Source organism: Streptomyces triticagri (assembly GCF_003429565.1).
Classification (GTDB): domain Bacteria; phylum Actinomycetota; class Actinomycetes; order Streptomycetales; family Streptomycetaceae; genus Streptomyces; species Streptomyces triticagri.
Genome location: NZ_QUAK01000120.1, coordinates 88,074 through 109,985, shown reverse-complemented (window position 1 = coordinate 109,985; position 21,912 = coordinate 88,074). Strand labels below are relative to the sequence as shown.

Below are 21,912 nucleotides of genomic sequence, written 5' to 3'. Positions count from 1 at the left end.
TACGGTTTTCGCTTGGTCTGCCGAGTTCGTATGTCGAATGGGTTGTGGATCATCTTTGGCCCTCCCAGCCAGGAGCGGCTGGTTGTTCATGAGGACGTGCCCGGAGCCTAAATGGTTCATGCCTGCTTGGGAACGTGATATCCGCATCACCCCATCGAGGGATCGAACACCCATGCGACCGTGGACTAGTCTGAGCGCAGACGAGGGTGGCGGTACATCGGCTCTACCAGGCCTCGGTACCCTCTGACCGGCGACCGACGCCGGACCCTGTTCACTGGGGCCCTCATCAGAATTCAGCGAGGAGCGAAACGCGTGACCGCCGAGACGTCCGTGCCGTCCACTGCGCTGCTGACCGGAGCAGACCGGGACGGCTCCAACTACACCGCGCGGCACCTTCTCGTCCTCGAGGGACTGGAAGCCGTCCGCAAGCGCCCCGGCATGTACATCGGGTCGACGGACAGCCGCGGACTGATGCACTGCCTGTGGGAGATCATCGACAATTCCGTCGACGAGGCGCTGGGCGGCTACTGCGACCGCATCGACGTGATCCTGCACGACGACGGCTCCGTCGAGGTCAGGGACAACGGCCGGGGCATCCCCGTCGATGTCGAGCCCAAGACCGGCCTCTCGGGTGTCGAGGTCGTGATGACCAAGCTGCACGCCGGAGGCAAGTTCGGCGGCGGTGCGTACGCCGCCTCCGGAGGCCTGCACGGCGTCGGCGCATCCGTGGTCAATGCGCTGTCCGCGCGCCTCGACGTCGAGGTGGACCTGCGCAGTGCCACGCACTCGATCAGCTTCCGGCGCGGGGTTCCCGGACAGTTCTCGAAGGAGGGTCCGGACGCCCCCTTCGAGGCCTCGAGCGGCATGGTGAAGGGCAAGCGGATCCCGAAGACCCGTACCGGCACCCGGGTGCGGTACTGGGCGGACCGGCAGATCTTCCTCAAGGACGCCAAGCTCTCGCTCGAGACGCTGCATCAGCGCGCCCGGCAGACGGCTTTCCTGGTCCCCGGCCTGACCATCGTCGTCCGGGACGAGCGCGACCTCGAGGGCATCGGGAAGAGCGAGGAGACCTTCCGTTTCGACGGCGGGATCAGCGAGTTCTGCGAGTTCCTCGCGCAGGACAAGGCGATCTGCGACGTCCAGCGGCTCTCGGGCCAGGGCACCTTCAAGGAGACCGTGCCCGTCCTCGACGAGCACGGGCACATGACGCCGACCGAGGTGACACGGGAGCTGGGCGTCGACATCGCGCTCCGATGGGGCACGGGGTACGACACCACGATCAAGTCCTTCGTCAACATCATCGCCACCCCCAAGGGCGGCACCCACGTCAGCGGCTTCGAGCGCTCCCTGGCCAAGACGGTGAACGAACAGCTCCGGGCCCAGAAGGTGCTCCGCGTCGCCGAGGACGACATCGTCAAGGACGATGCCCTCGAAGGTCTCACCGCAGTGGTCACCGTGCGCCTCGCCGAGCCGCAGTTCGAGGGGCAGACGAAGGAGGTGCTCGGCACCTCGGCGGCCAACCGCGTCGTGGCGAACGTGGTGGCGAAGGAGCTCAAGGCGTTCCTGACCTCGACCAAGCGGGACGCCAAGGCACAGGCGCGAGCGGTCCTGGAGAAGACGGTCGCCGCCGCCAGGACGCGTATCGCCGCCCGCCAGCACAAGGAAGCCCAGCGCCGTAAGACGGCACTCGAGTCGTCCTCCTTGCCGGCGAAGCTCGCCGACTGCCGCAGTGACGACGTCGACCGCAGTGAACTCTTCATCGTCGAGGGCGACTCGGCGCTCGGTACGGCGAAGCTCGCCCGGAACTCCGAGTTCCAGGCCCTGCTCCCCATCCGGGGCAAGATCCTCAATGTCCAGAAGGCATCTGTCTCGGACATGCTCAAGAACGCCGAGTGCGGGGCGATCATCCAGGTCATAGGAGCGGGGTCGGGCCGCACCTTCGATCTCGACACGGCTCGCTACGGAAAGATCATCCTGCTCGTCGACGCCGATGTCGACGGTGCGCACATCCGCATTCTGCTGCTGACCCTCTTCCAGCGGTACATGCGGCCGATGGTCGAGGCAGGACGGGTGTTCGCGGCCGTTCCGCCGCTGCATCGGATCGAGCTCGTGCAGCCCAAGAAGGGCCAGGACAAATACGTCTACACGTACTCGGACAACGAACTGCGCTCGACCCTGCTCGAGTTCGAGCGCAAGGGCATCCGCTACAAGGACTCGATCCAGCGGTACAAGGGCCTCGGTGAGATGGACGCCGACCAGCTCGCGGAGACGACCATGGATCCGAGGTTCCGCACCCTGCGCCGGATCAACATCAGTGATCTGGACTCCTCCGAGCAGGTCTTCGACCTTCTGATGGGGAACGAGGTCGCGCCCCGCAAGGAGTTCATCACCAGCTCGGCGGCCACCCTCGACCGCTCGCGCATCGACGCCTGAGGCGTCCTTCCGCACTCCGGGGCCGAGAGCCGGGAGCGGCCCGGAGACGTCTGCACCCCTGGGTGGAGAGAAGATCCACCCAGGGTCCACCCCGGCTCCGATCCGCCGGACGCCGCGCATCTCTAACGTCGAAGACATCAACGTCGACGCTCGTGGAGGTGCGTGATGTCGCAGGGATTTGTCCTGGTCGCGGGGCTGGGTCTCGCTGCCTGGCTGCAGTTCAGGCCGCAGCGCCTGAGTGCCGAGTTCATGCACGGCTGGCTGTTGCCCGCCGCCCTTGTACTCGCGGCCGTACGCGGGGGCGGACCCGTGGATTCAGGCCGGCCGTCCTTGTCGGTGCTGCTCCTGGTGGCGGGATCGGTCACCGGGCTTGTGGCCGGAGGGCTTTGGGCGCGGACCAGTGACGTCTGGGTCGACCTCTCAGGGGCGGCGTGGAGCCGCGCCCGCGGCCGTACGGCTCTTGTGTGGGCCGGGGCCGTGGCGGTCGGGGCCGGCCTTTCGGGTATCACAGTGCTTGCGGGAGTCCAGCAGGGGGCCGAAGCGGCCATGCTCGCTCTTGCCGCTGCCCTCGTCGCCCGTACGGCAGTTGTCGCCTTGCGGGCCGGGCCGTGGCGCGGTTCGGGTGGCCGGGCGGCGGCGGCCTGAGTGGCGGTGCGTGTGCGGAACGGAGTACGGCCGTCCGAGGACGGAGGGGGCAGGAGCATGGCCGGCATGGACTGGGGGCGGTGGGTCGAGTGGCCCTCGCCCGAGGCGCTCTCGAGAGTGGGTGTGCCACGGGCGAGGAGAGCACTCGATGTGCTGCTGCGGGCAGGGTTGGCCCTGTGGCTCCTGGTGAGTGCGTACGAAGCGCATCTGTCGCGGGGAGCCGGCCAGATCGTCGTGCTGGGCGTGGCAGGGGCCTGTGTCGTTGCGGCGGCTCGATTTCCACGGGCCACTCGGGAGAATCGGTGGGGCCTTTCCTGCGCCCTGCTCTCCGTCCTCGGCGCAGCCGGTGTGGTCGGTCACCTGGCCGGGGCACACGAACCGGTGATCCTGGTGTGGATCACCGCGGCAGTGCTCGCCATGTCGCGGATGCCGCCGGTGGCCGGGGTGGCGGCGCAACTGTTGTTCCTGGCAGCGCTGTTGATGATCACGAGGGACAGCCTCGTGGAGGTCCTGATGAGCGCCGGGGCGGTGGCGCTCCTCGGATTCACGCTGCGCCTCGACGAGCAGGCCCGGGGCACGGGATACCGGTTGCTGGCTCAGGAGCGGGACATCCGCGCTGCCGAGTCCATGGCGGCGGCGCTGGGGGAGCGGGCCAGGATCGCCCGAGAGATCCACGATGTGCTGGCGCACAGCCTGTCCGCGCAGACCGTGCACCTGGAGGCCGCCAGATTGCTGATAGAGCGCGACGCAGCGCGCGAGCAGATACTCGAACGGGTGGTGGCAGCGCGTGCGATGGCGCGGGAGGGGCTCGCGGAGACACGGCAGGCGCTGTCCGCGCTGCGCGGTGAAATGGTCCCCGTGGACGAGTACTTGCACGAGATCGCGGCGGCGGACGGCGCCCGCGTGGAAGTGGCAGGTGAGCCCAGGTCACTGGAGGCAGAGGTGTCCCAGGCGTTGCGGCGCGTCGCGCAGGAGGCCCTGACGAACGCCCGCAAGCATGCACCCGGCGCGAGTATCCAGGTGCGGCTCGGATACGAGCACGGCGAAGTCACGCTGGAGGTCAGGGACTCCGGGCGCACGCGGGACGAGGCGCCGCTCGGGGAAACAGGTTCGGGCTACGGTCTCCTCGGGATGAGAGAACGGGCAGAGTTGCTCGGCGGCGCCTTCGAGGCGGAGCCGGAGGGGGAGGGATTCGTGGTGCGGCTGCGAGTGCCGGCATGACAGCACGTGTGGTGGTCGTCGACGACCAGACGGTGGTGCGCGAGGGCATCGTGATGATCCTCGGCATGATGGAGGGCATCGAGGTGGTCGGATCGGCGGGCGACGGCGACGAGGCGGTGGCCCTGGTCGGTCAACTCGCCCCGGACGTCGTACTGATGGACCTCCGCATGCCGCGCTGCGACGGGGTCACCGCCACCCGGCGCATCCGTGAGCAGTACCCGGACACCCAGGTCGTCGTCCTCACGACATACATCGACGACGAGTCGCTCTTCCCTGCGCTCCGGGCGGGTGCCCGTGGCTATCTGACAAAGGACGCGGGCGGAGACGAGATCGTCCGTGCGGTGCAGGCGGTTCTCTCGGGCCAGGCCGGACTTGCCCCACAGATCCAGCGACGGCTCCTCGAGCGGCTCTCCGAGCCCTTCGCCCAGCCGCTGCCGCCGCAGGAGCTTCCGGACGGCCTGACGGGGCGTGAGGGCGAGGTACTCGGCCGCATCGCCGAGGGGCTCACCAACGCAGAGATCGCACGGGCCCTGCATGTGTCCATGGCCACGGTGAAGACGCATATCAACAACATCTTCGCGAAGACGGGAGTGCGGGACCGGGCCGGTGCCGTGCGCTACGCGTACCGCCACGGAGTGGGGTTGCCGCCCGGGAAGCGAGTCACCTGATGGAGTGAAGAGCACCGAGAGGAGAGTCCTGGATCTTCCCGGTCTGTCCATCCTTGGGCACGCGGTCGTGTCGGGCCGCGGACAAGGAGACTTCGGTGGACCAGCACGACAGTCGCGAGACCGGGCATGGCGTCCGGGTCGGTGATCCCGGCGATCACCGTGACCCCTGGCACGATGCGTCGGCCTCGGGCTGGGGCGGACTCGACGGCGCGGAGACAGCTGCCCCGACGTCGACCGTCCACACGACGCCGCATGCCAGGACTTTCGCTCCCAGGACCGACAGGCCCGGGACCGCCACGCCCAGGGCCGGCATCCCCGAGGCCGGCACGCCCAGGACTGCCGTGCCCACGACCGTCACCCCCGGGGCGACCACCTCCGATACGGCCGCGCCCTGGGCAGCATCGGCATCACCCGGCCTTCGGGCCGAGACGGCAGGGGCCACGGCGAGTGCCGGGGACGTATACCTCGAGGTCCAGCGCAGTGCCGCCTTCCAGGAAGTACGGGGCAGCTACCGGCGGTTCGTGGTGCCTGCCGTGATCGCCTTCTTCACCTGGTACCTGGCGTATGTGGTGGCGGCGACGACGGTTCCGGAGTTCATGGCGCGTCCGGTGGCCGGAGCGGTGAATGTCGCGATGCTCGCCGGTCTCGGCCAGTTCCTCACCACCTTTCTGCTGACCTGGGCGTACTCCCGTCACGCCCGGCTGCGCCGCGATCGCGCAGCCCTGGAACTGCGCTGGAACACCCAGGAACTGACCCGAGGGATCGACCGTTGACCGGCAATCACCAGACCCTGGCGCTGCTTCTGTTCAGCGCGTTCATCGCCGTCACTCTGGGCATCACCACCTGGGTGAGCCGCACCCGGCACGGGTCCCCGGAGGAGTTCTACGCCGGGAACCGGCTCTTCTCGCCGATGGAGAACGGTTTCGCCATCGCCGGCGACTACATGTCCGCCGCGTCCTTCCTCGGGATCGCGGGACTCATCGCGCTCTTCGGATACGACGGTCTGCTCTACTCGGTGGGTTTCCTGGTCGCCTGGCTGGTCGTACTCTTCCTGGTCGCCGAACTCGTCCGCAACTGCGGGCGGTTCACCCTCGCCGACGTGGTCGCCGCCCGCATGCGGGAGCGGCCGGTGCGGATCGCGTCCGGTACTTCGTCGGTCACCGTCTCGGTGCTGTACCTGGTGGCGCAGATGGTCGGCGCGGGCAGCCTGGTCGCCCTGCTGCTCGGCGGTACGGGGCAGGCGGCGCAGACCTGGACCGTGATCGGCGTCGGTGCGCTGATGGTCGTCTATGTGTCGTTCGGCGGCATGCGCGCCACGACATGGATCCAGATCGTGAAGGCCGTACTTCTGATGGGCGGCGCGATCGCCCTCACCGTGCTCGTACTGGTGCGTTTCCACGGGGACTTCAACGACTTGCTCCGCACCGCCGCAGACCGCAGCGGACACGGCACGGACTTCCTGGCGCCCGGACTGCACTACGGCACGGACTGGACCGCGCGTTTCGACTTCATCAGCCTCGGACTCGCGCTGGTGCTCGGCACGGCCGGCCTCCCGCACATCCTGTCGCGCTTCTACACGGTGCCGACCGCCCGCGCCGCCCGGCGCTCGGTGGTGTGGGCGATCGGACTCATCGGGGGCTTCTATCTGATGACGATCGTGCTCGGGTTCGGCGCAGCGGCGATCGTCGGCACGGACGAGGTCCGCCGGTCCAACAGCTCGGGGAACACGGCGATTCCGCTGCTCTCGCTCGATCTCGGAGGCGGAGCGGACTCCACGGGCGGAACGGTTCTCTTCGCGATCGTCGCCGCCGTGGCCTTCGCCACCATCCTGGCCGTGGTCGCCGGTATCACCCTCGCCTCGTCCGCATCGGTCGCGCACGACCTCTACGCCTCGCTCCGGCGCAAGCACGCCAAGCAGCACAGCGAGGTGGGCGTCGCGCGGGTCGCCGCGATCGGTATCGGTGTCGCCGCCATCGCGCTCGCGTTGCTCTGCCGGAATCTGAATGTGGCGTTCCTGGTCGGCCTCGCGTTCGCCGTCGCCGCGTCCGCCAATCTGCCCGTACTGCTCTACTCGCTGTTCTGGCGCCGGTTCACGACCCGCGGTGCCGTGTGGTCGGTCTACGGAGGTCTCGTCCCGGCGCTCGTCCTCGTGCTGCTGTCGCCCGTGGTGTCCGGCAGCGAGGCGTCGATCCTCACCGGCGTGGACTTCCAGCTGTTCCCGTTGGAGAACCCGGGGTTGATCTCCATCCCGCTCGGCTTCCTCGCCGGCTGGATCGGCACGGTCACCTCACGGGAGCCCGCGGACGAGGCCAAGCACGCGGAGACGGAGGTCCGGTCCCTCACCGGGGCCGGGGCGGCCTGACGGCCGGCCCGCACGCTCCCGGTCAGCGCCCGGTCGACCACTCGTAGCGGTGCTCCGGGCGCCCCGTGTCGCCGTAGCGGAGAGTGAGGCGGACGCGGCCGGTGCGTTCCAGGAGTTTCAGATAGCGCTGGGCGGTCTGCCGGCTCAGGCCCGTCCTGTCCGCCACCTCCTGGGCCGACAGAGCGCCCTCCGCGGACGTCATGGCGCGGCGCACCAGGTCCGCGGTGCCGGGGGAGTGCCCCTTGGGCAGCTCCGGCGCGGCGGTGGCGGAGAGCGCGCTGAACATGCGGTCCACCTCGGTCTGTTCGGCCTCGCCGCCGCTCTCCAGAGTGCGGCGAAGGGCCGCGTACCCGTCGAGCTTCGCGCGGAGTCCGGCGAAGGTGAACGGCTTGACCAGGTACTGGAGTGCCCCGTGCCGCATCGCGGCCTGGACCGTCGCCACGTCGCGGGCGGCCGTCACCATGATCACGTCGGTCTGGTGGCCGCGCTCGCGCAGTCCGCGGACCACGTCGAGGCCGGTGGCGTCCGGCAGATAGTGGTCGAGGAGCACCAGATCGATGTCGCGGGCCTCGACCTGTTCCACCGCTTCGGCCGCGGTGTGCGCCTGTGCCGCGACCCGGAAGCCGGCGATCTTCGCCACGTATGCCGCGTTCACCGCGGCGACCCGCCGGTCGTCGTCCACCACAAGTACGTCGATCACCGTGCCTCCTCGACGGTCCCCGGTCGTGCGTCGGAGCCGGGGCGTGCGCCGGCACCCGGTCGTGCCTCGGTCTCGGGCCCTGCGCCGGTCCCCGCCGCTGTGTCGCGCGCCGGTGGCGCCAGGGCCTCCGGCAGTACGACGGTGAACTCGGCGCCCGCTCCAGGGGTGTTCGAGCACCGGGCCGTACCGCCCTGGCGTTCGGCGAGCCGGCGCACCAGCGGCAGCCCGAGTCCGCGCCGCCCGTGGGCGGGTGGTTCCTTGGTCGACCACCCCTCGGTGAAGATCAATTCCTGGCGTTCGGGCGGCACTCCGGGGCCCGAGTCGCGCACCCGCAGCCGTACGGACCGGCCCTCCGTGTGCAGGGCGACCTCCACGCGCGCGTGGTCGGTGCCCATCGAGGCGTCCAGGGCGTTGTCGACCAGATTGCCCACCATGGTGACCAGGCCCTGCGGGTCCACGAGATGGTCCGGCAGCCGGGTGTCGTCGGAGACCCGCAGGGCGACGCCCCGTTCCGCGGCGACGGTGGCCTTGCCGACCAGGAGCGCGGCGAGCAGCGGATCGCCCACCTTCTCGGTGATCTGCTCCGCGGTGGCCCGATGGGTGCCGACGGTCTCGCCGACGAATTCCACGGCCTCGTCGTACATCTCGAGCTCCAGGAGCCCGAGCAGGGTGTGCAGATGGTTGGCGTGCTCGTGGTCCTGCGCGCGCAGGGCCTCGATCAGGCCGCGGGTGGAATCGAGTTCGCGGCCCAGCCGCTCGAGTTCGGTGCGGTCGCGGAGGGTGACGACTGCGCCGCCGTCGTCCGTGGGCATCCGGTTGGAGACCAGGACTCGCTGGCCGCGTACCGTCACCAGGTCGGTGCCGGTCACGCGGCCGGCCAGTACGTCCGTCGTACGGCCGGGGCCGAAGGCGGTGTCGAGGGGTTCGCCGATGACCTCGGGGCCGACCTTGAGCAGGCGCTGCGCCTCGTCGTTGAGCAGTCGCACGCGGCCGCCGCGGTCCAGGGCCACGACACCCTCCCGGATGCCGTGCAGCATCGCCTCACGCTCGGCGAGTAGCGCCGAGATGTCCGAGAAGGCGAGGTCGCGGGTCTGCCCGCGGACCCGGCGCGAGATCAGATAGGCGGCGAGCGCGCCGACCGCGAGTGCGCCGCCGGCGTATGCGAAGAGGCCGGGGATGGTGTGGATGAGCCGGTCCCGGACGCTGTCGTACTCGATGCCGACCGAGACCGCGCCGACGATCTTCCCGGAGGAGTCGCGCAGCGGCACCTTGCCGCGGGCGGAGCGGCCGAGGGTGCCGTCGTCGATCTCCATGACGTCGCGTCCGGCGAGTGCCGCACCCGGGTCGGTCGACACCATGCGGCCGATCTCGTCGGGGCTGGTGTGCGACCAGCGGATCCCTCGGGTGTTCACGACGACGATGTACTCGGCGCCGGTGGCCCGGCGCACGCGCTCGGCCTCCTGCTGCACGGGACCGTCCACGGCCGGGGCCGTGTCCCGCAGATCGGCGGCGATCCCCGGCTGGGCCGCCGTGGTCTGCGCGATGGCCAGGGCCCGGCGCATCGCCTGGTCGTCGAGCTGCTCGCTGAGCGGGGCGAGGAACAGTCCGGTCGCCAGGACGGCCACGCCGGCGGCGATCGACAGCTGCATGAGCAGTACCTGCGAGAAGACACGCTTCGGCATCCCGATCCGCACCCTGCGACCTGCACTCATGCCCATGAACGGTACGGTCCCGGGGGCCGAGTCCGAAATTGCGGGGTCGCCGTGCGGCCGCGCGGACGGTGGCCGGAGTCGGCGGCGGTGCGTCTGGGCCGCGCTTCTGGGTGCGCGGCGGCCGCGGACGTGGCGTTGGCCACTGGGCCGTGCCCGGCGGATCTTGGTGGCCCCGCGGTCCCCCGGCCATCGGTTGGGAGGCGCCCCGCCGAGCACGCTCCCGGCGATCGAGGGCTGGGCAGATCCGCGGGCTCGTCCACGGGGATCCGCCGGACGCGGCCTACGTGACTGCGAGCACTGCCTGCGGCCAGCTCAGGCCAGCTGGGCCCCGAGCTGCTGCGCAGCGGCTCGCACCGTCTGGTCCAGCAGGCGTTGCGGTTCCAGGCATCGGCCTGGCGGCCTCGTCCTCAATCGCCGGACGGGCTCTTTTTTGGCCTGGACGGCCTCGTCCTCAATCGCCGGACCGGCTCCTTCCTTGCCTGGCGGCCTTGTCCCCAGACGCCGGACGGGCTGAAAGTTGTCCCCCGCCCACGGCGTTGCCGTCCCAGGTGACTTTCGCGTGGGCGCAACACCCCCGCAAGGCTTGCGTTAATCTTGCGTGTATGACGCGACGACTTGCTCAAGTGGCGCAGAAGGTGGGGGTCAGTGAGGCCACCGTCAGCCGGGTGTTGAACAACAAGCCGGGGGTCTCCGAGGCCACCCGGCAGTCCGTTCTGTCCGCTCTGGACGTGCTCGGATATGAACGTCCGACGCAACTGCGCGGCGAGCGGGCCCGGTTGGTGGGCCTCGTGCTCCCCGAACTGCAGAATCCGATCTTCCCCGCCTTCGCCGAGGTCATCGGCGGCACCCTCGCTCAGCAGGGGCTCACCCCGGTGCTGTGCACGCAGACGAAGGGCGGAGTCTCGGAGGCGGACTACGTCGAGCTGCTGCTCGAGCAGCAGGTGTCGGGCGTGATGTTCGCCGGCGGTCTCTACGCCCAGGCGGACGCTCCGCACGAGCACTACGCCAGGCTGGCCGCCCGCAGGATCCCGGTGGTCCTGGTGAACGCGGCGATCGAGGACCTCGGATTCCCCGCGGTCTCGTGCGACGACGTGGTCGCCGTCGAGCAGGCCTGGCGCCATCTGGCCTCACTCGGCCACGAGCGCATCGGCCTCGTCCTGGGCCCCGCCGACCACATGCCGTCCCAGCGCAAACTTGCAGCAGCCCGCAGGATCGCCTCGGAATCGGGCCCTCCGCTACCGGACGAGCACGTGGCGCGGGCGATGTTCTCGCTCGAGGGCGGGCAGGCCGCGGCCGCGCGGCTGCTCGAGCGGGGCGTCACGGGCATCGTCTGCGCCAGCGACCCGATCGCCCTCGGCGCGGTACGGGCCGCCCGCCGCCGCGGCCAGTCCGTGCCCGGTGACGTATCGGTGGTCGGCTACGACGACTCGGCGTTCATGAACTGCACGGAGCCCCCGCTCACCACGGTCCGGCAGCCCATCGAGGCGATGGGCCGGGCCGCGGTGGAGCTGCTCTCCGCGCAGATCGTGGGCAGCGCCGTCCCGTCCGAAGAGCTGCTCTACGAACCGGAGTTGGTGGTACGGGGCTCGACCGGACAGGCGCCGCGCACGGGGTCGTAGCGCACCCGGAGACTGGAGCGGAGGCCCCGCTTCCGTACATCGCCGGGCGGACATCGCGCTGTCAATCTTTTGCGAAATCTGCTCGATATATTGCGCTCAGCTGTTGGTGGTGCTTGAGTGAGCGCCGCCACAGCGAGTCGCTGTGGGCTCCCACGCGTCCAGAGGGGTCCACCCATGACCAGATCAGGGTTCCGACGTACCTGCACCGCCGTCACCGCCACCGCGCTCACCCTCGGCGGGCTCGCCGCCTGCGGATCGGGGGAGGACGGCAGCTCCGGCGGCAAGACCCGGGTATCGATCAACTGCATGCCGCCCAAGAGCGCCAAGCTCGACCGCACGTTCTTCCAGGAGGACGTCAAGGCCTTCGAGAAGAAGCACCCGGACGTCGATGTCGTGCCCCACGACGCCTTCCCCTGTCAGGACCCGAAGACCTTCGACGCCAAGCTGGCCGGCGGACAGATGGAGGACGTGTTCTACACGTACTTCACCGACGCCAAGCACGTCGTCGACATCAACCAGGCGGCCGACCTCACCCCGTATGTGAAGGACCTCAAGGGCTACCAGGACATCAAGCAGGAACTGAAGGACATCTACACCGTCGACGGCAAGGTGTACGGCATCCCGCGCACCAACTACTCGATGGGCCTGATCTACAACAAGACGCTCTTCAAGGAGGCCGGGCTCGACCCCGAGAAGCCCCCGGCCACCTGGGACGAGGTCCGCACGGCCGCCAAGAAGATAGCCGCGCTCGGCAAGGGCACCGTCGGATACGCCGACTACAGCGCCCAGAACCAGGGCGGCTGGCACTTCACCGCCGAGGTCTACTCGCAGGGCGGCGACGTGGTCAGCGAGGACGGCAAGAAGGCCACGGTGAACACCCCCGAGGGCAAGGCCGTCCTGCAGACCCTGCACGACATGCGCTGGAAGGACCGCTCGATGGGCAGCAAGCAGCTGCTCATCCTCAACGACGTCCAGCAGATGATGGGTTCGGGCAAACTCGGCATGTACCTCGCCGCCCCCGACAACATCCCGATCCTCGTCCAGGAGAAGGGCGGCGACTACAAGGACCTCGCCCTGGCCCCCATGCCGGGCGGCGAGGGCACCCTGCTCGGCGGCGACGGCTACATGTTCAACAAGAAGGCCACACCCGAGCAGATCAAGGCCGGACTCAAGCTCCTCGACGAGATGTTCCTGACCCCGGGCAAGGGCTTCAACTTCGACTACGCCCGTGACAAGAAGAACGACTCCCCGGTCGGCCTGCCCGAACCCCGCCTGTGGACCGGCAAGTCCGACGTCGAGGACCAGAAGATCAAGGAGAAGTACGCGAACGTACCCGTCGAGAACTACCAGGCGTTCCTGGACGGCAACGAGCAGCTGGACCAGAAGATCGAGCCGCCGAAGGCCCAGCAGATCTACTCCGTACTCGACGGAGCCGTGTCCGCGGTCCTCACCAAGCAGGACGCCGACATCGACAAGCTCCTCAAGGAGGCGTCCGGCAAGATCGACGGCATCCTGGCCCGGGGCTGACGCACGATGAAGACCGCATCGCTCCATGAATCCGCGCACTCCGGCCATCCCGGGGCCGCACCGCCCGCCGCCGGACGGCACGGCGGTACGGCCCCGAATCCGGGCCCCGCGGACCGGCGCCGGCCGCTGCGCCGCAGGATCGCCGACCAGTCGCGGGCCTATGCCTTCCTGCTCGGCGGACTGCTCTGCTTCGCGCTGTTCTCCTGGTATCCGGCCGTACGCGCCGTGGTCATCGCCTTCCAGAAGTACACGCCGGGCTCCGATCCGGAGTGGGTGGGCACGGCCAACTTCACCCGGGTGTTCCAGGATCCGGAGTTCGGCGCGGCCTGGCGCAACACCCTCACGTTCACCCTGCTCGCGCTGCTCATCGGCTTCGCCGTGCCGTTCGTGATGGCGCTCGTCCTCAACGAACTGCGGCACGCCCGCGCCTTCTTCCGCGTGGTCGTGTACCTGCCGGTGATGATCCCGCCGGTGGTCAGCGCCCTGCTGTGGAAGTGGTTCTACGACCCGGGCGCGGGCCTGGCCAACGAGGCGCTGCGCTTTGTGCACCTGCCGACCTCGAACTGGTCGAACGGCGCGGACACCGCCCTCGTCTCCCTGGTCATCGTCGCCACCTGGGCGAACATGGGCGGCACCGTACTGATCTACCTCGCCGCGCTCCAGGGCATCCCGGGCGAGTTGTACGAGGCGGCGGAGCTCGACGGGGCGAACATCTGGCAGCGGGTGCGCCATGTCACCGTCCCGCAGACCCGGTTCATCATCCTCATGCTGATGCTCCTTCAGATCATCGCCACCATGCAGGTGTTCACCGAACCCTTCGTGATCACCGGCGGCGGGCCCGAGAACTCGACGGTCACCGTGCTCTATCTGATCTACAAATACGCCTTCCTCTACAACGACTTCGGAGGTGCCTGCGCGCTCAGCGTGATGCTTCTGCTGTTGCTCAGCGCGTTCTCCGCGGTCTATCTGCGGTTCACCCGCACCAAGGAGGACGCCGCATGACCGCGCCCACGTCCGCCACCCGCACCCTCGTCTCGCCACTCGCGCTCGCCAAGCGCCGCGGGAAGATCGGCTACTGGTGCGTCTTCACCGGGGTGGTGCTGCTCTTCGCCCTCGCGTTCCTGTTCCCGGTGTACTGGATGGTCACCGGAGCCATGAAGTCGCCGGACGAGCTGGTCCGTACGCCACCGACGCTGGTCCCCGACTCCTGGCAGCTCAGCGGCTACACCGACGCCTGGGACCTGATGCAGCTGCCCACCCACCTGTGGAACACGGTGGTCCAGGCGAGCGGTGCCTGGCTCCTGCAGATCATCTTCTGCACGGCCGCCGCCTACGCCCTGTCCAAACTCCGGCCCGCCTTCGGCAAGGTGATCCTCGGTGGGATCCTGGCGACCCTGATGGTGCCGGCCCAGGCCCTGGTCGTACCGAAGTACCTCACGGTCGCCGATCTGCCGATCCTGCACACCAGCCTGCTCAACGACCCTCTGGCGATCTGGCTGCCGGCCGTCGCCAACGCCTTCAACCTCTATCTCCTGAAACGGTTCTTCGACCAGATCCCGCGAGACGTCCTGGAGGCCGCCGAGATCGACGGGGCCGGACGGCTGCGCACGCTGTGGTCGATCGTGCTGCCGATGTCCCGGCCCGTGCTCGGGGTGGTCTCCATCTTCGCCCTGGTCAACGTCTGGCAGGACTTCCTCTGGCCGCTGATGGTCTTCTCCGACACCTCGAAGCAGCCGATCAGCGTGGCGCTCGTCCAGCTCACCCAGAACATCTCCCTGACCGTGGTGATCGCGTCCATGGTGATCGCCTCGATCCCGATGGTGGCGATGTTCCTGGTCTTCCAGCGCCACATCATCGCCGGCATCAGCGCGGGCAGCACCAAGGGCTGACCGGCAGGCCGCCCTACCCCCACCACGAACCGGCACGACGAAAGGTACGCACCGTGGGACAGCCCACCCCTGCCCGAAATCCCGAGGAACGGGACGACTGGTGGCGCTCCGCCGTCATCTACCAGGTGTACGTCCGCAGCTTCGCCGACGGCGACGGAGACGGTACGGGCGACCTGGCGGGCGTCCGCGCCCGACTGCCGTATCTGGCCGAACTCGGCGTCGACGCCCTGTGGTTCAACCCCTGGTACCTGTCCCCGATGGTGGACGGCGGATACGACGTCACCGACTACCGGGTCATCGACCCCGCCTTCGGCACCGTCGCCGAGGCCGAGAAGCTGATCGCCGAGGCGCGGGCGCTCGGCATCCGCACCATCGTCGACATCGTGCCGAACCATGTCTCTGACCAGCACGCCTGGTTCCGCGCCGCGCTCGATGCCGGGCCCGGCAGCCCCGAGCGGCAGCTGTTCCACTTCAGGCCCGGCCGCGGCGAGAACGGCGAACTGCCGCCCAACGACTGGCCGTCCCAGTTCTCGCCCACCGCGTCCACCTGGACCCGGGTGGCGGACGGCGAGTGGTACCTGCACCTGTTCGCGCCGCAGCAGCCCGACCTCAACTGGGCGCATCCCGCGGTCCGCCAGGAGCACGAGGACATCCTGCGCTTCTGGTTCGACCGGGGAGTGGCCGGCGTACGCATCGACTCCGCGGCACTGCTCGCGAAGGACCCCGAACTCCCCGACTTCGTCGAGGGCACCGACCCGCACCCCTTCATCGACCGGGACGAACTGCACGGCATCTACCGCTCCTGGAGGTCGATCGCCGACGAGTACGGCGGGATCTTCGTCGGCGAGGTGTGGCTCCCGGACTCCGAGCGCTTCGCCCGCTATCTGCGGTCCGACGAGCTGCACACGGCCTTCAACCTGTCCTTCCTGAGCTGTCCCTGGGACGCCGACCGGCTCCGCACGGTCATCGACGAGACCCTCGCCGAGCATGCACCCGTCGGAGCCCCGGCCACCTGGGTGCTGTGCAACCACGACATCACCCGCACGGTGACCCGCTACGGGCGCGCGGACAGCGGATTCTCCTTCGCCGCCAAGGAGTTCGGCACGCCGAGCGACCTGGCGCTCGGCACCCGCAGGGCACGCGCCGCGGCCCTGCTCACGCTGGCGCTGCCCGGTTCGGTCTATGTGTACCAGGGCGAGGAGTTGGGCCTGCCCGAGGCCGAGGTGCCGCTGGACCGCATCCAGGATCCGATGCACTTCCGGTCCGGCGGTGTCGACCCCGGGCGGGACGGGTGCCGGGTCCCGCTGCCATGGGTGGCATCGGCCCCGTACGCCGGGTTCGGCACCGAGGCCGCCGCCGAACCCTGGCTGCCGCAGCCGGCGGACTGGTCCTCGTACGCCGTGGACCGGCAGGACCGGGACCCGGACTCGATGCTCGCCCTCTACCGAGCGGCCCTCGCGCTGCGCCGCGCGACGCCCGCCTTCGGCGACGGCCCGCTGCACTGGCTGCCGGCCGCACCCGGCGTCCTCGCGTTCGAACGACCCGGCGGAGCCGCCTGTGTCGTCAACCTGGGCGACACCCCCGCGCCTCTGCCGGCACACCGCGAACTACTGCTCTCCAGTACGCCGTTGCCCCCTGACGGCACCCTCCCTCCGGACACCGCAGCCTGGCTGTCCCCCTGAGGCGGCACCCGCGCGACCTCGACTTCACACACCGGCCCGGCACTCGCGATCAGGCGTGTTGGCCGTCTGCTCCGGAGGGGAAATACCCTGGCCGGGAAGGCCGCCGCGCATCGTGCGGAGGCATGCGCCGACGACGCGGTGTCCCGGTACGAGTGTGAGGAAGCCACGGAGTGACAGCACGCGCACGACAGATCCCGGTGATCGTTCTTGCCGGGTTTCTGGGGGCCGGGAAGACCACCGTGCTGAATCAGCTGCTGCGGGGGAGCGGTGGCACTCGGGTCGGGGTGGTCGTCAACGACTTCGGGGCCATCGAGATCGATGCGATGTCGGTGTCCGGGCAGGTCGGGTCGACGGTTTCGCTGGGGAACGGCTGTCTGTGCTGTGCCGTCGACGGCAGTGAACTCGACAGCTATCTGAAGCGGTTGACCCGGCCCTCTGTCGGGCTCGATGTGATCGTGATCGAGGCAAGCGGCCTGGCCGAGCCGCAGGAGCTGGTGCGCATGCTGCTCGCCAGCGACAATCCCCGCATCGTGTACGGCGGCCTCGTCGAGGTCGTGGACGCCGCGGAATTCGAGGCCACCCGCGAGCGGCACCCGGAGATCGGGCGCCATCTGTCCCTCGCCGATCTGGTGGTACTCAACAAGACCGACCGGGTGGCGGACGCGGACCGCGAGCGGCTTGCGGAGACCGTCGCCGGGCTCGCCGACGGGGCCGCCGTGGTGAGTGCCTCGTACGGCAGGATCGACCCGGAGCTGCTCTTCGACCGGAAGCCTCGGGCGGAGCGGTTCGGCCAGCTGTCCTTCGAGGACGTGGCGGGGGAGGGCAGGGAGGCGGACTCGGCGTGGGCGCCGGTGCACGACGGCCATCTGCACGCCGGGTACGAGAGCGTCTCGTACGCCACCGGGCGGCCGCTCGGGCCGCGTCCGCTGCTCGACTTCCTGGACCGCAGGCCCGAGGGCCTCTACCGGATCAAGGGGTACGTCGACTTCGGTGCCCACGACCCGCGCAACCGGTATGTGCTGCACGCCGTGGGCCGCTTCCTGCGCTTCTACCCCGAGCCGTGGCCGGAAGGCGAGGAGCACGGCACCGCGCTCGTCCTGATCGGCTCGGGCATCGACCCCGAGCCCCTGGCCGCGGAACTCGACGCCTGCCGGGACGAGGAGCCGCAGCAGGTCCGGGAGGAGGCGCTCTGGGGCGTCCTGCGCTTCGTACCCGAGGAGGAATGAGCCGGCGCTTCGTACCCGAGGAGGAGTGAGACGGCCCTCCCGTGCAGGCCGTCTCACCTCGACCGGCTCCGCGCAGGACCTACACCGGCCCGGCCACCGCCGCCACCGGCTTCGCCAGGGAGACGCCCGAGCCGTCGCGGCGCGGATCGACCTCGGGGAGCTCCGCCGGATTGCCGTTGCGCTGGGCCGCACGGGCCGGGACCGGGCCGGTCCAGGCGAAGGACAGGCAGTCCTCGCCCTTCAGGAACCGCTGGCAGCGCACACCGCCCGTCGCGCGGCCCTTGCGCGGATACTGGTCGAACGGCGTGATCTTCGCCGTGGTCTGCACCGAGTCGTCGAGCGTGCCGCGGGAGCCCGCGACCGTGAACACCATCGCGTCCGCACCCGGGTCCACCGCGGTGAACGAGATCACCTTCGCGCCCTGGGTCAGCTTCACTCCCGCCATGCCGCCCGCCGGTCTGCCCTGAGGGCGTACCTGCGAGGCCTGATAGCGCAGGAGTTGGGCGTCGTCGGTGATGAAGACGAGATCCTCCTCGCCGGTGCGCAGCTCGCAGGCGCCCACGATGCGGTCGCCGTCCTTGAGGGTGATGACCTCCAACTCCTCGCGGTTCGCCGGATAGTCGGGCACCACGCGCTTCACCACACCCTGTGCGGTACCGAGCGCGAGGCCGGGCGAGGACTCGTCGAGCGTCATCAGGCAGATCAGCGACTCCCCGGTGTCCAGGCTGAGGAACTCCGAGACCGGCGCGCCGCCCGACAGCGTGGGCGTACTCGCCGTCTCCGGCAGCTGCGGGAGGTCGATCACGGAGAGCCGCAGCAAGCGGCCCGCCGAGGTGACGGCGCCCACCTCACCTCGCTGGGTGGCCGGCACCGCGGACACGATCACATCGTGCTTGGCCCGCTTGGCGTCCGCCTCGAACGGCAGCTCACCCGTGGCCGTACGGGCGAGCAGGCCGGTGGACGAGAGCAGCACCCGGCACGGGTCGTCGGCCACCTCGAGGGGCACCGCCGTGGCGGGCTTGCCCGCCGACTCGAGCAGCACCGTGCGACGGTCGGTGCCGAACTTCTTGGCCACCGAGGCCAGTTCGGCGGAGACCAGCTTGCGCAGTTCGGCGTCCGAATCGAGGATCCGGGTGAGCTCCTCGATCTCCGCGGTCAGCCGGTCGCGCTCCGACTCCAGCTCGATACGGTCGAACTTGGTGAGCCGGCGCAGCGGGGTGTCCAGGATGTACTGCGTCTGGATGTCGCTGAGTGAGAACGCGGACATCAGGCGCTCCTTGGCCTGCGCCGAGTTGTCGCTGGAGCGGATGAGCCGGATGACCTCGTCGATGTCGAGCAGTGCGACGAGCAGGCCCTCGACCAGGTGCAGCCGGTCGCGCTTCTTGCCGCGGCGGAACTCGCTGCGCCGCCGCACCACGTCGAACCGGTGGTCCAGATAGACCTCGAGGAGTTCCTTGAGGCCGAGGGTGAGGGGCTGGCCGTCGACCAGTGCCACGTTGTTGATGCCGAAGGACTCCTCCATCGGCGTCAGTTTGTACAGCTGCTCCAGGACGGCCTCCGGGACGAAGCCGTTCTTGATCTCGATGACCAGGCGCAGTCCGTGCTCGCGGTCGGTGAGGTCCTTGACGTCCGCGATGCCCTGGAGCTTCTTCGAGCCGACCAGGTCCTTGATCTTGGAGATGACCTTCTCGGGGCCGACGCTGAAGGGCAGTTCGGTCACCACGAGGCCCTTGCGGCGCGCCGTGACGTTCTCCACCGAGGCCGTGGCGCGGATCTTGAAGGTGCCGCGGCCCGTGGCGTAGGCGTCCTTGATGCCGCCGAGGCCCACGATCCGTCCGCCGGTGGGGAGATCGGGGCCGGGCACGAAGCGCATCAGCGTCTCGAGATCCGCGCCCGGGTGCTTGATCAGGTGCCGGGCGGCGGCGATGACCTCGCCCAGATTGTGCGGCGGCATGTTGGTCGCCATGCCGACGGCGATGCCCGACGAGCCGTTGACCAGGAGATTCGGGTATGCCGCCGGGAGGGCGACCGGCTCGAGCTCCTGGCCGTCGTAGTTCGGCGTGAAGTCGACCGTGTCCTCGTCGATGGAGTCGGTCATCAGGGACGTCGCCGAGGCCATCCGGCATTCCGTGTACCGCATGGCGGCGGGCGGGTCGTCGTTCCCCAACGAGCCGAAGTTGCCGTGGCCGTCGACCAGGGGGACGCGCATCGAGAACGGCTGGGCCATCCGCACCAGGGCGTCGTAGATCGACGCGTCGCCGTGCGGATGCAGCTTGCCCATCACCTCGCCCACGACGCGGGCGCACTTCACATAGCCCCGGTCGGGGCGCAGGCCCATCTCCTGCATCTGGTGCACGATGCGGCGCTGCACCGGCTTCAGTCCGTCCCGGGCGTCCGGCAGGGCGCGCGAGTAGATGACCGAGTACGCGTACTCGAGGAAGGAGCCCTGCATCTCGTCGACGACGTCGATGTCGAGGATCCGCTCCTCGAAATCGTCGGGCGGTGGGGTCTTCGTGCTGCGGCGGGCCATCGCTGCTGCGGCTCCTTCACGTACCAGTACGGGGCAATCTCCAGTTCTGACGCCGACCATTGTGGACCGAGCCACCGACAACGCGGACCGCGACCCGTCCGATCCGCCTCCGCACGCCCGTCCACAGCGTGCCGCGGGCGCTGTCCGCGCAGGGCGAACGCCCGGGTCAACGGCCGTGCGGCGGGGTCCGGACGAGCGGGTGACGAATCCGGGAACTTCGCCAGACGTCGCGGCGGTTGCATACAGTGACAGGGCGCTGCACGCGAGGGCGCAGCAGCTTGTCCACCAGCGATCGAAGGGACCACATGCCCATGGGTCACACGGCCACAGCGCAGGCCGGCTCCGGCGGCCTGACAGCGACCGAGCACCGCCTGGCCAACGGCCTGCGCGTGGTGCTCTCCGAGGACCACCTGACCCCGGTCGCCGCGGTCTGCCTCTGGTACGACGTCGGCTCGCGCCACGAGGTGAAGGGCCGCACCGGTCTGGCGCACCTCTTCGAGCACCTGATGTTCCAGGGCTCCAAGCAGGTGCAGGGCAACGGCCACTTCGAGCTCGTCCAGGGAGCAGGCGGCTCGCTCAACGGCACCACGAGCTTCGAGCGGACCAACTACTTCGAGACCATGCCCGCCCATCAGCTGGAGCTGGCCCTCTGGCTCGAGGCCGATCGGATGGGCTCGCTGCTCGCCGCCCTCGACGAGGAGTCGATGGAGAACCAGCGGGACGTCGTCAAGAACGAGCGCCGCCAGCGCTACGACAACGTCCCGTACGGCACCGCCTTCGAGAAGCTCACCGCCCTGTCGTACCCGGAGGGCCACCCGTACCACCACACGCCGATCGGCTCGATGGCGGACCTGGACGCGGCGACGCTCGAGGACGCCCGGACGTTCTTCCGCACCTACTACGCGCCGAACAACGCGGTGCTCTCGGTCGTCGGCGACATCGACCCGGAGCAGACCCTTGCCTGGATCGAGAAATACTTCGGCTCCATCCCGCAGCACGACGGCAAGCAGCCCCCGCGCGACGGCACCCTGCCCGATGTGCACGGCGCCGAGCACCGCGAGGTCGTCGAGGAGGAGGTGCCGGCCCGCGCCCTGATGGCGGCCTACCGGCTCCCGGCGGACGGCACGCGCGCGTGCGACGCGGCCGATCTGGCACTGACGGTGCTCGGCGGCGGCGAGTCGTCCCGGCTGTACAACCGCCTGGTGCGCCGTGACCGCACCGCCGTGGCGGCCGGCTTCGGCCTGCTGCGCCTCGCCGGCGCACCCTCGCTCGGCTGGCTCGACGTGAAGACCTCCGGAGACGTCGAGGTGCCGGTCATCGAGGCCGCGGTCGACGAGGAGCTCGCCCGGTTCGCCGAGGAGGGCCCCACGGACGAGGAGATGGAGCGCGCCCAGGCCCAGTTGGAGCGCGAGTGGCTGGACCGGCTCGGCACGGTCGCCGGCCGCGCGGACGAACTGTGCCGGTACGCCGTCCTGTTCGGCGACCCGCAGCTCGCTTTGACCGCCGTCGGCCGCGTCCTCGAGGTGACGGCCGACGAGGTGCGCGAGATCGCCGCGGCCCGCCTGCGCCCGGACAACCGCGCGGTCCTGGTGTACGAACCGGTGGCGGCCGATGACACCGGCGACGAAGCGGCCGACGCCGCCGAAGGCGACGCACAGGAAGACGAGGCGGGCAAGTGACCGACACCGGCATCGACGT

The 21,912-nt window shown here is 69.7% G+C and carries 16 protein-coding genes; 13 read left to right on the top strand and 3 right to left on the bottom strand.

Going from position 1 to position 21,912, the window contains the following annotated elements; genetic code table 11:
• Positions 1–312: 312 nt before the first annotated feature.
• The 6 genes from DY218_RS22440 (at position 313) to DY218_RS22415 (ending at position 7,329) form a co-directional block, all read left to right on the top strand.
• Positions 313–2,433: a DNA gyrase/topoisomerase IV subunit B gene (locus DY218_RS22440; protein ID WP_128557926.1), complete on the top strand. Its 2,121-nt coding sequence runs from the start codon at positions 313–315 to the stop codon at positions 2,431–2,433.
• Positions 2,434–2,598: 165 nt separating this feature from the next.
• Positions 2,599–3,078, top strand: a complete 480-nt coding sequence (locus DY218_RS22435) for a DUF1453 domain-containing protein (RefSeq protein ID WP_128557925.1) — start codon at positions 2,599–2,601, stop codon at positions 3,076–3,078.
• 66 nt (positions 3,079–3,144) lie between these two features.
• Positions 3,145–4,299: a sensor histidine kinase gene (locus DY218_RS22430; protein WP_128557996.1), complete on the top strand. Its 1,155-nt coding sequence runs from the start codon at positions 3,145–3,147 to the stop codon at positions 4,297–4,299.
• Positions 4,296–4,967 carry a response regulator gene (locus DY218_RS22425; RefSeq protein ID WP_128557924.1) on the top strand — a complete coding sequence of 224 codons (672 nt, stop codon included), beginning with the start codon at positions 4,296–4,298 and terminating at the stop codon, positions 4,965–4,967. The genes DY218_RS22430 and DY218_RS22425 overlap by 4 nt, the downstream gene beginning before the upstream one ends.
• Before the next feature lie 311 nt (positions 4,968–5,278).
• The gene (locus tag DY218_RS22420) at positions 5,279–5,740 is read left to right on the top strand and encodes a DUF485 domain-containing protein (protein ID WP_407703675.1); all 462 of its coding nucleotides are present in this window, start codon (positions 5,279–5,281) and stop codon (positions 5,738–5,740) included.
• Positions 5,737–7,329 carry a solute symporter family protein gene (locus DY218_RS22415; protein WP_128557922.1) on the top strand — a complete coding sequence of 531 codons (1,593 nt, stop codon included), beginning with the start codon at positions 5,737–5,739 and terminating at the stop codon, positions 7,327–7,329. Before DY218_RS22420 ends, DY218_RS22415 begins: the two co-directional genes overlap by 4 nt.
• A gap of 22 nt (positions 7,330–7,351) precedes the next feature.
• Here DY218_RS22415 and DY218_RS22410 read toward each other — a convergent pair whose 3' ends face one another.
• A complete protein-coding gene (locus DY218_RS22410) occupies positions 7,352–8,029 on the bottom strand; it encodes a response regulator (protein WP_128557921.1) in 678 nt (225 codons plus the stop codon).
• Complete coding sequence (locus DY218_RS22405) at positions 8,026–9,741, bottom strand: sensor histidine kinase (protein WP_128557920.1); 1,716 nt, start codon at positions 9,739–9,741, stop codon at positions 8,026–8,028. The genes DY218_RS22410 and DY218_RS22405 overlap by 4 nt, the downstream gene beginning before the upstream one ends.
• A 602-nt stretch (positions 9,742–10,343) precedes the next feature.
• On the opposite strand from DY218_RS22405, the gene DY218_RS22400 reads away from it, so the two are divergent.
• The 6 genes from DY218_RS22400 (at position 10,344) to DY218_RS22375 (ending at position 17,684) form a co-directional block, all read left to right on the top strand.
• The gene (locus DY218_RS22400) at positions 10,344–11,360 is read left to right on the top strand and encodes a LacI family DNA-binding transcriptional regulator (protein ID WP_128557919.1); all 1,017 of its coding nucleotides are present in this window, start codon (positions 10,344–10,346) and stop codon (positions 11,358–11,360) included.
• Between the two features lie 174 nt (positions 11,361–11,534).
• Positions 11,535–12,887, top strand: a complete 1,353-nt coding sequence (locus DY218_RS22395) for an ABC transporter substrate-binding protein (protein WP_128557918.1) — start codon at positions 11,535–11,537, stop codon at positions 12,885–12,887.
• 6 nt (positions 12,888–12,893) lie between these two features.
• Positions 12,894–13,889, top strand: a complete 996-nt coding sequence (locus DY218_RS22390) for a carbohydrate ABC transporter permease (RefSeq protein WP_128557917.1) — start codon at positions 12,894–12,896, stop codon at positions 13,887–13,889.
• Positions 13,886–14,776: a carbohydrate ABC transporter permease gene (locus tag DY218_RS22385; RefSeq protein ID WP_128557916.1), complete on the top strand. Its 891-nt coding sequence runs from the start codon at positions 13,886–13,888 to the stop codon at positions 14,774–14,776. Before DY218_RS22390 ends, DY218_RS22385 begins: the two co-directional genes overlap by 4 nt.
• Positions 14,777–14,829: 53 nt before the next feature.
• On the top strand, positions 14,830–16,458 hold the full coding sequence (locus DY218_RS22380; RefSeq protein ID WP_128557915.1) for a glycoside hydrolase family 13 protein: 1,629 nt from the start codon (positions 14,830–14,832) through the stop codon (positions 16,456–16,458).
• A gap of 170 nt (positions 16,459–16,628) precedes the next feature.
• The gene (locus tag DY218_RS22375; RefSeq protein WP_128557914.1) at positions 16,629–17,684 is read left to right on the top strand and encodes a CobW family GTP-binding protein; all 1,056 of its coding nucleotides are present in this window, start codon (positions 16,629–16,631) and stop codon (positions 17,682–17,684) included.
• A 79-nt stretch (positions 17,685–17,763) separates the two neighbouring features.
• Here DY218_RS22375 and DY218_RS22370 read toward each other — a convergent pair whose 3' ends face one another.
• The gene (locus DY218_RS22370) at positions 17,764–20,214 is read right to left on the bottom strand and encodes a DNA gyrase/topoisomerase IV subunit A (protein ID WP_128557913.1); all 2,451 of its coding nucleotides are present in this window, start codon (positions 20,212–20,214) and stop codon (positions 17,764–17,766) included.
• A 305-nt stretch (positions 20,215–20,519) separates the two neighbouring features.
• On the opposite strand from DY218_RS22370, the gene DY218_RS22365 reads away from it, so the two are divergent.
• A complete protein-coding gene (locus DY218_RS22365; RefSeq protein WP_128557912.1) occupies positions 20,520–21,893 on the top strand; it encodes a M16 family metallopeptidase in 1,374 nt (457 codons plus the stop codon).
• The last annotated feature ends 19 nt before the right edge of the window (positions 21,894–21,912 follow it).

What these genes read in the sequence shown, in the direction of transcription:
- DY218_RS22405 (WP_128557920.1), bottom strand. Translation starts at nt 9,741, where the DNA reads ATGAGTGCAGGTCGCAGGGTGCGGATCGGGATGCCGAAGCGTGTCTTC.
- DY218_RS22390 (WP_128557917.1), top strand. Translation starts at nt 12,894, where the DNA reads ATGAAGACCGCATCGCTCCATGAATCCGCGCACTCCGGCCATCCCGGG.
- DY218_RS22395 (WP_128557918.1), top strand. Translation starts at nt 11,535, where the DNA reads ATGACCAGATCAGGGTTCCGACGTACCTGCACCGCCGTCACCGCCACC.
- DY218_RS22370 (WP_128557913.1), bottom strand. Translation starts at nt 20,214, where the DNA reads ATGGCCCGCCGCAGCACGAAGACCCCACCGCCCGACGATTTCGAGGAG.
- DY218_RS22430 (WP_128557996.1), top strand. Translation starts at nt 3,145, where the DNA reads ATGGACTGGGGGCGGTGGGTCGAGTGGCCCTCGCCCGAGGCGCTCTCG.
- DY218_RS22400 (WP_128557919.1), top strand. Translation starts at nt 10,344, where the DNA reads ATGACGCGACGACTTGCTCAAGTGGCGCAGAAGGTGGGGGTCAGTGAG.
- DY218_RS22385 (WP_128557916.1), top strand. Translation starts at nt 13,886, where the DNA reads ATGACCGCGCCCACGTCCGCCACCCGCACCCTCGTCTCGCCACTCGCG.
- DY218_RS22435 (WP_128557925.1), top strand. Translation starts at nt 2,599, where the DNA reads ATGTCGCAGGGATTTGTCCTGGTCGCGGGGCTGGGTCTCGCTGCCTGG.
- DY218_RS22425 (WP_128557924.1), top strand. Translation starts at nt 4,296, where the DNA reads ATGACAGCACGTGTGGTGGTCGTCGACGACCAGACGGTGGTGCGCGAG.
- DY218_RS22365 (WP_128557912.1), top strand. Translation starts at nt 20,520, where the DNA reads ATGCCCATGGGTCACACGGCCACAGCGCAGGCCGGCTCCGGCGGCCTG.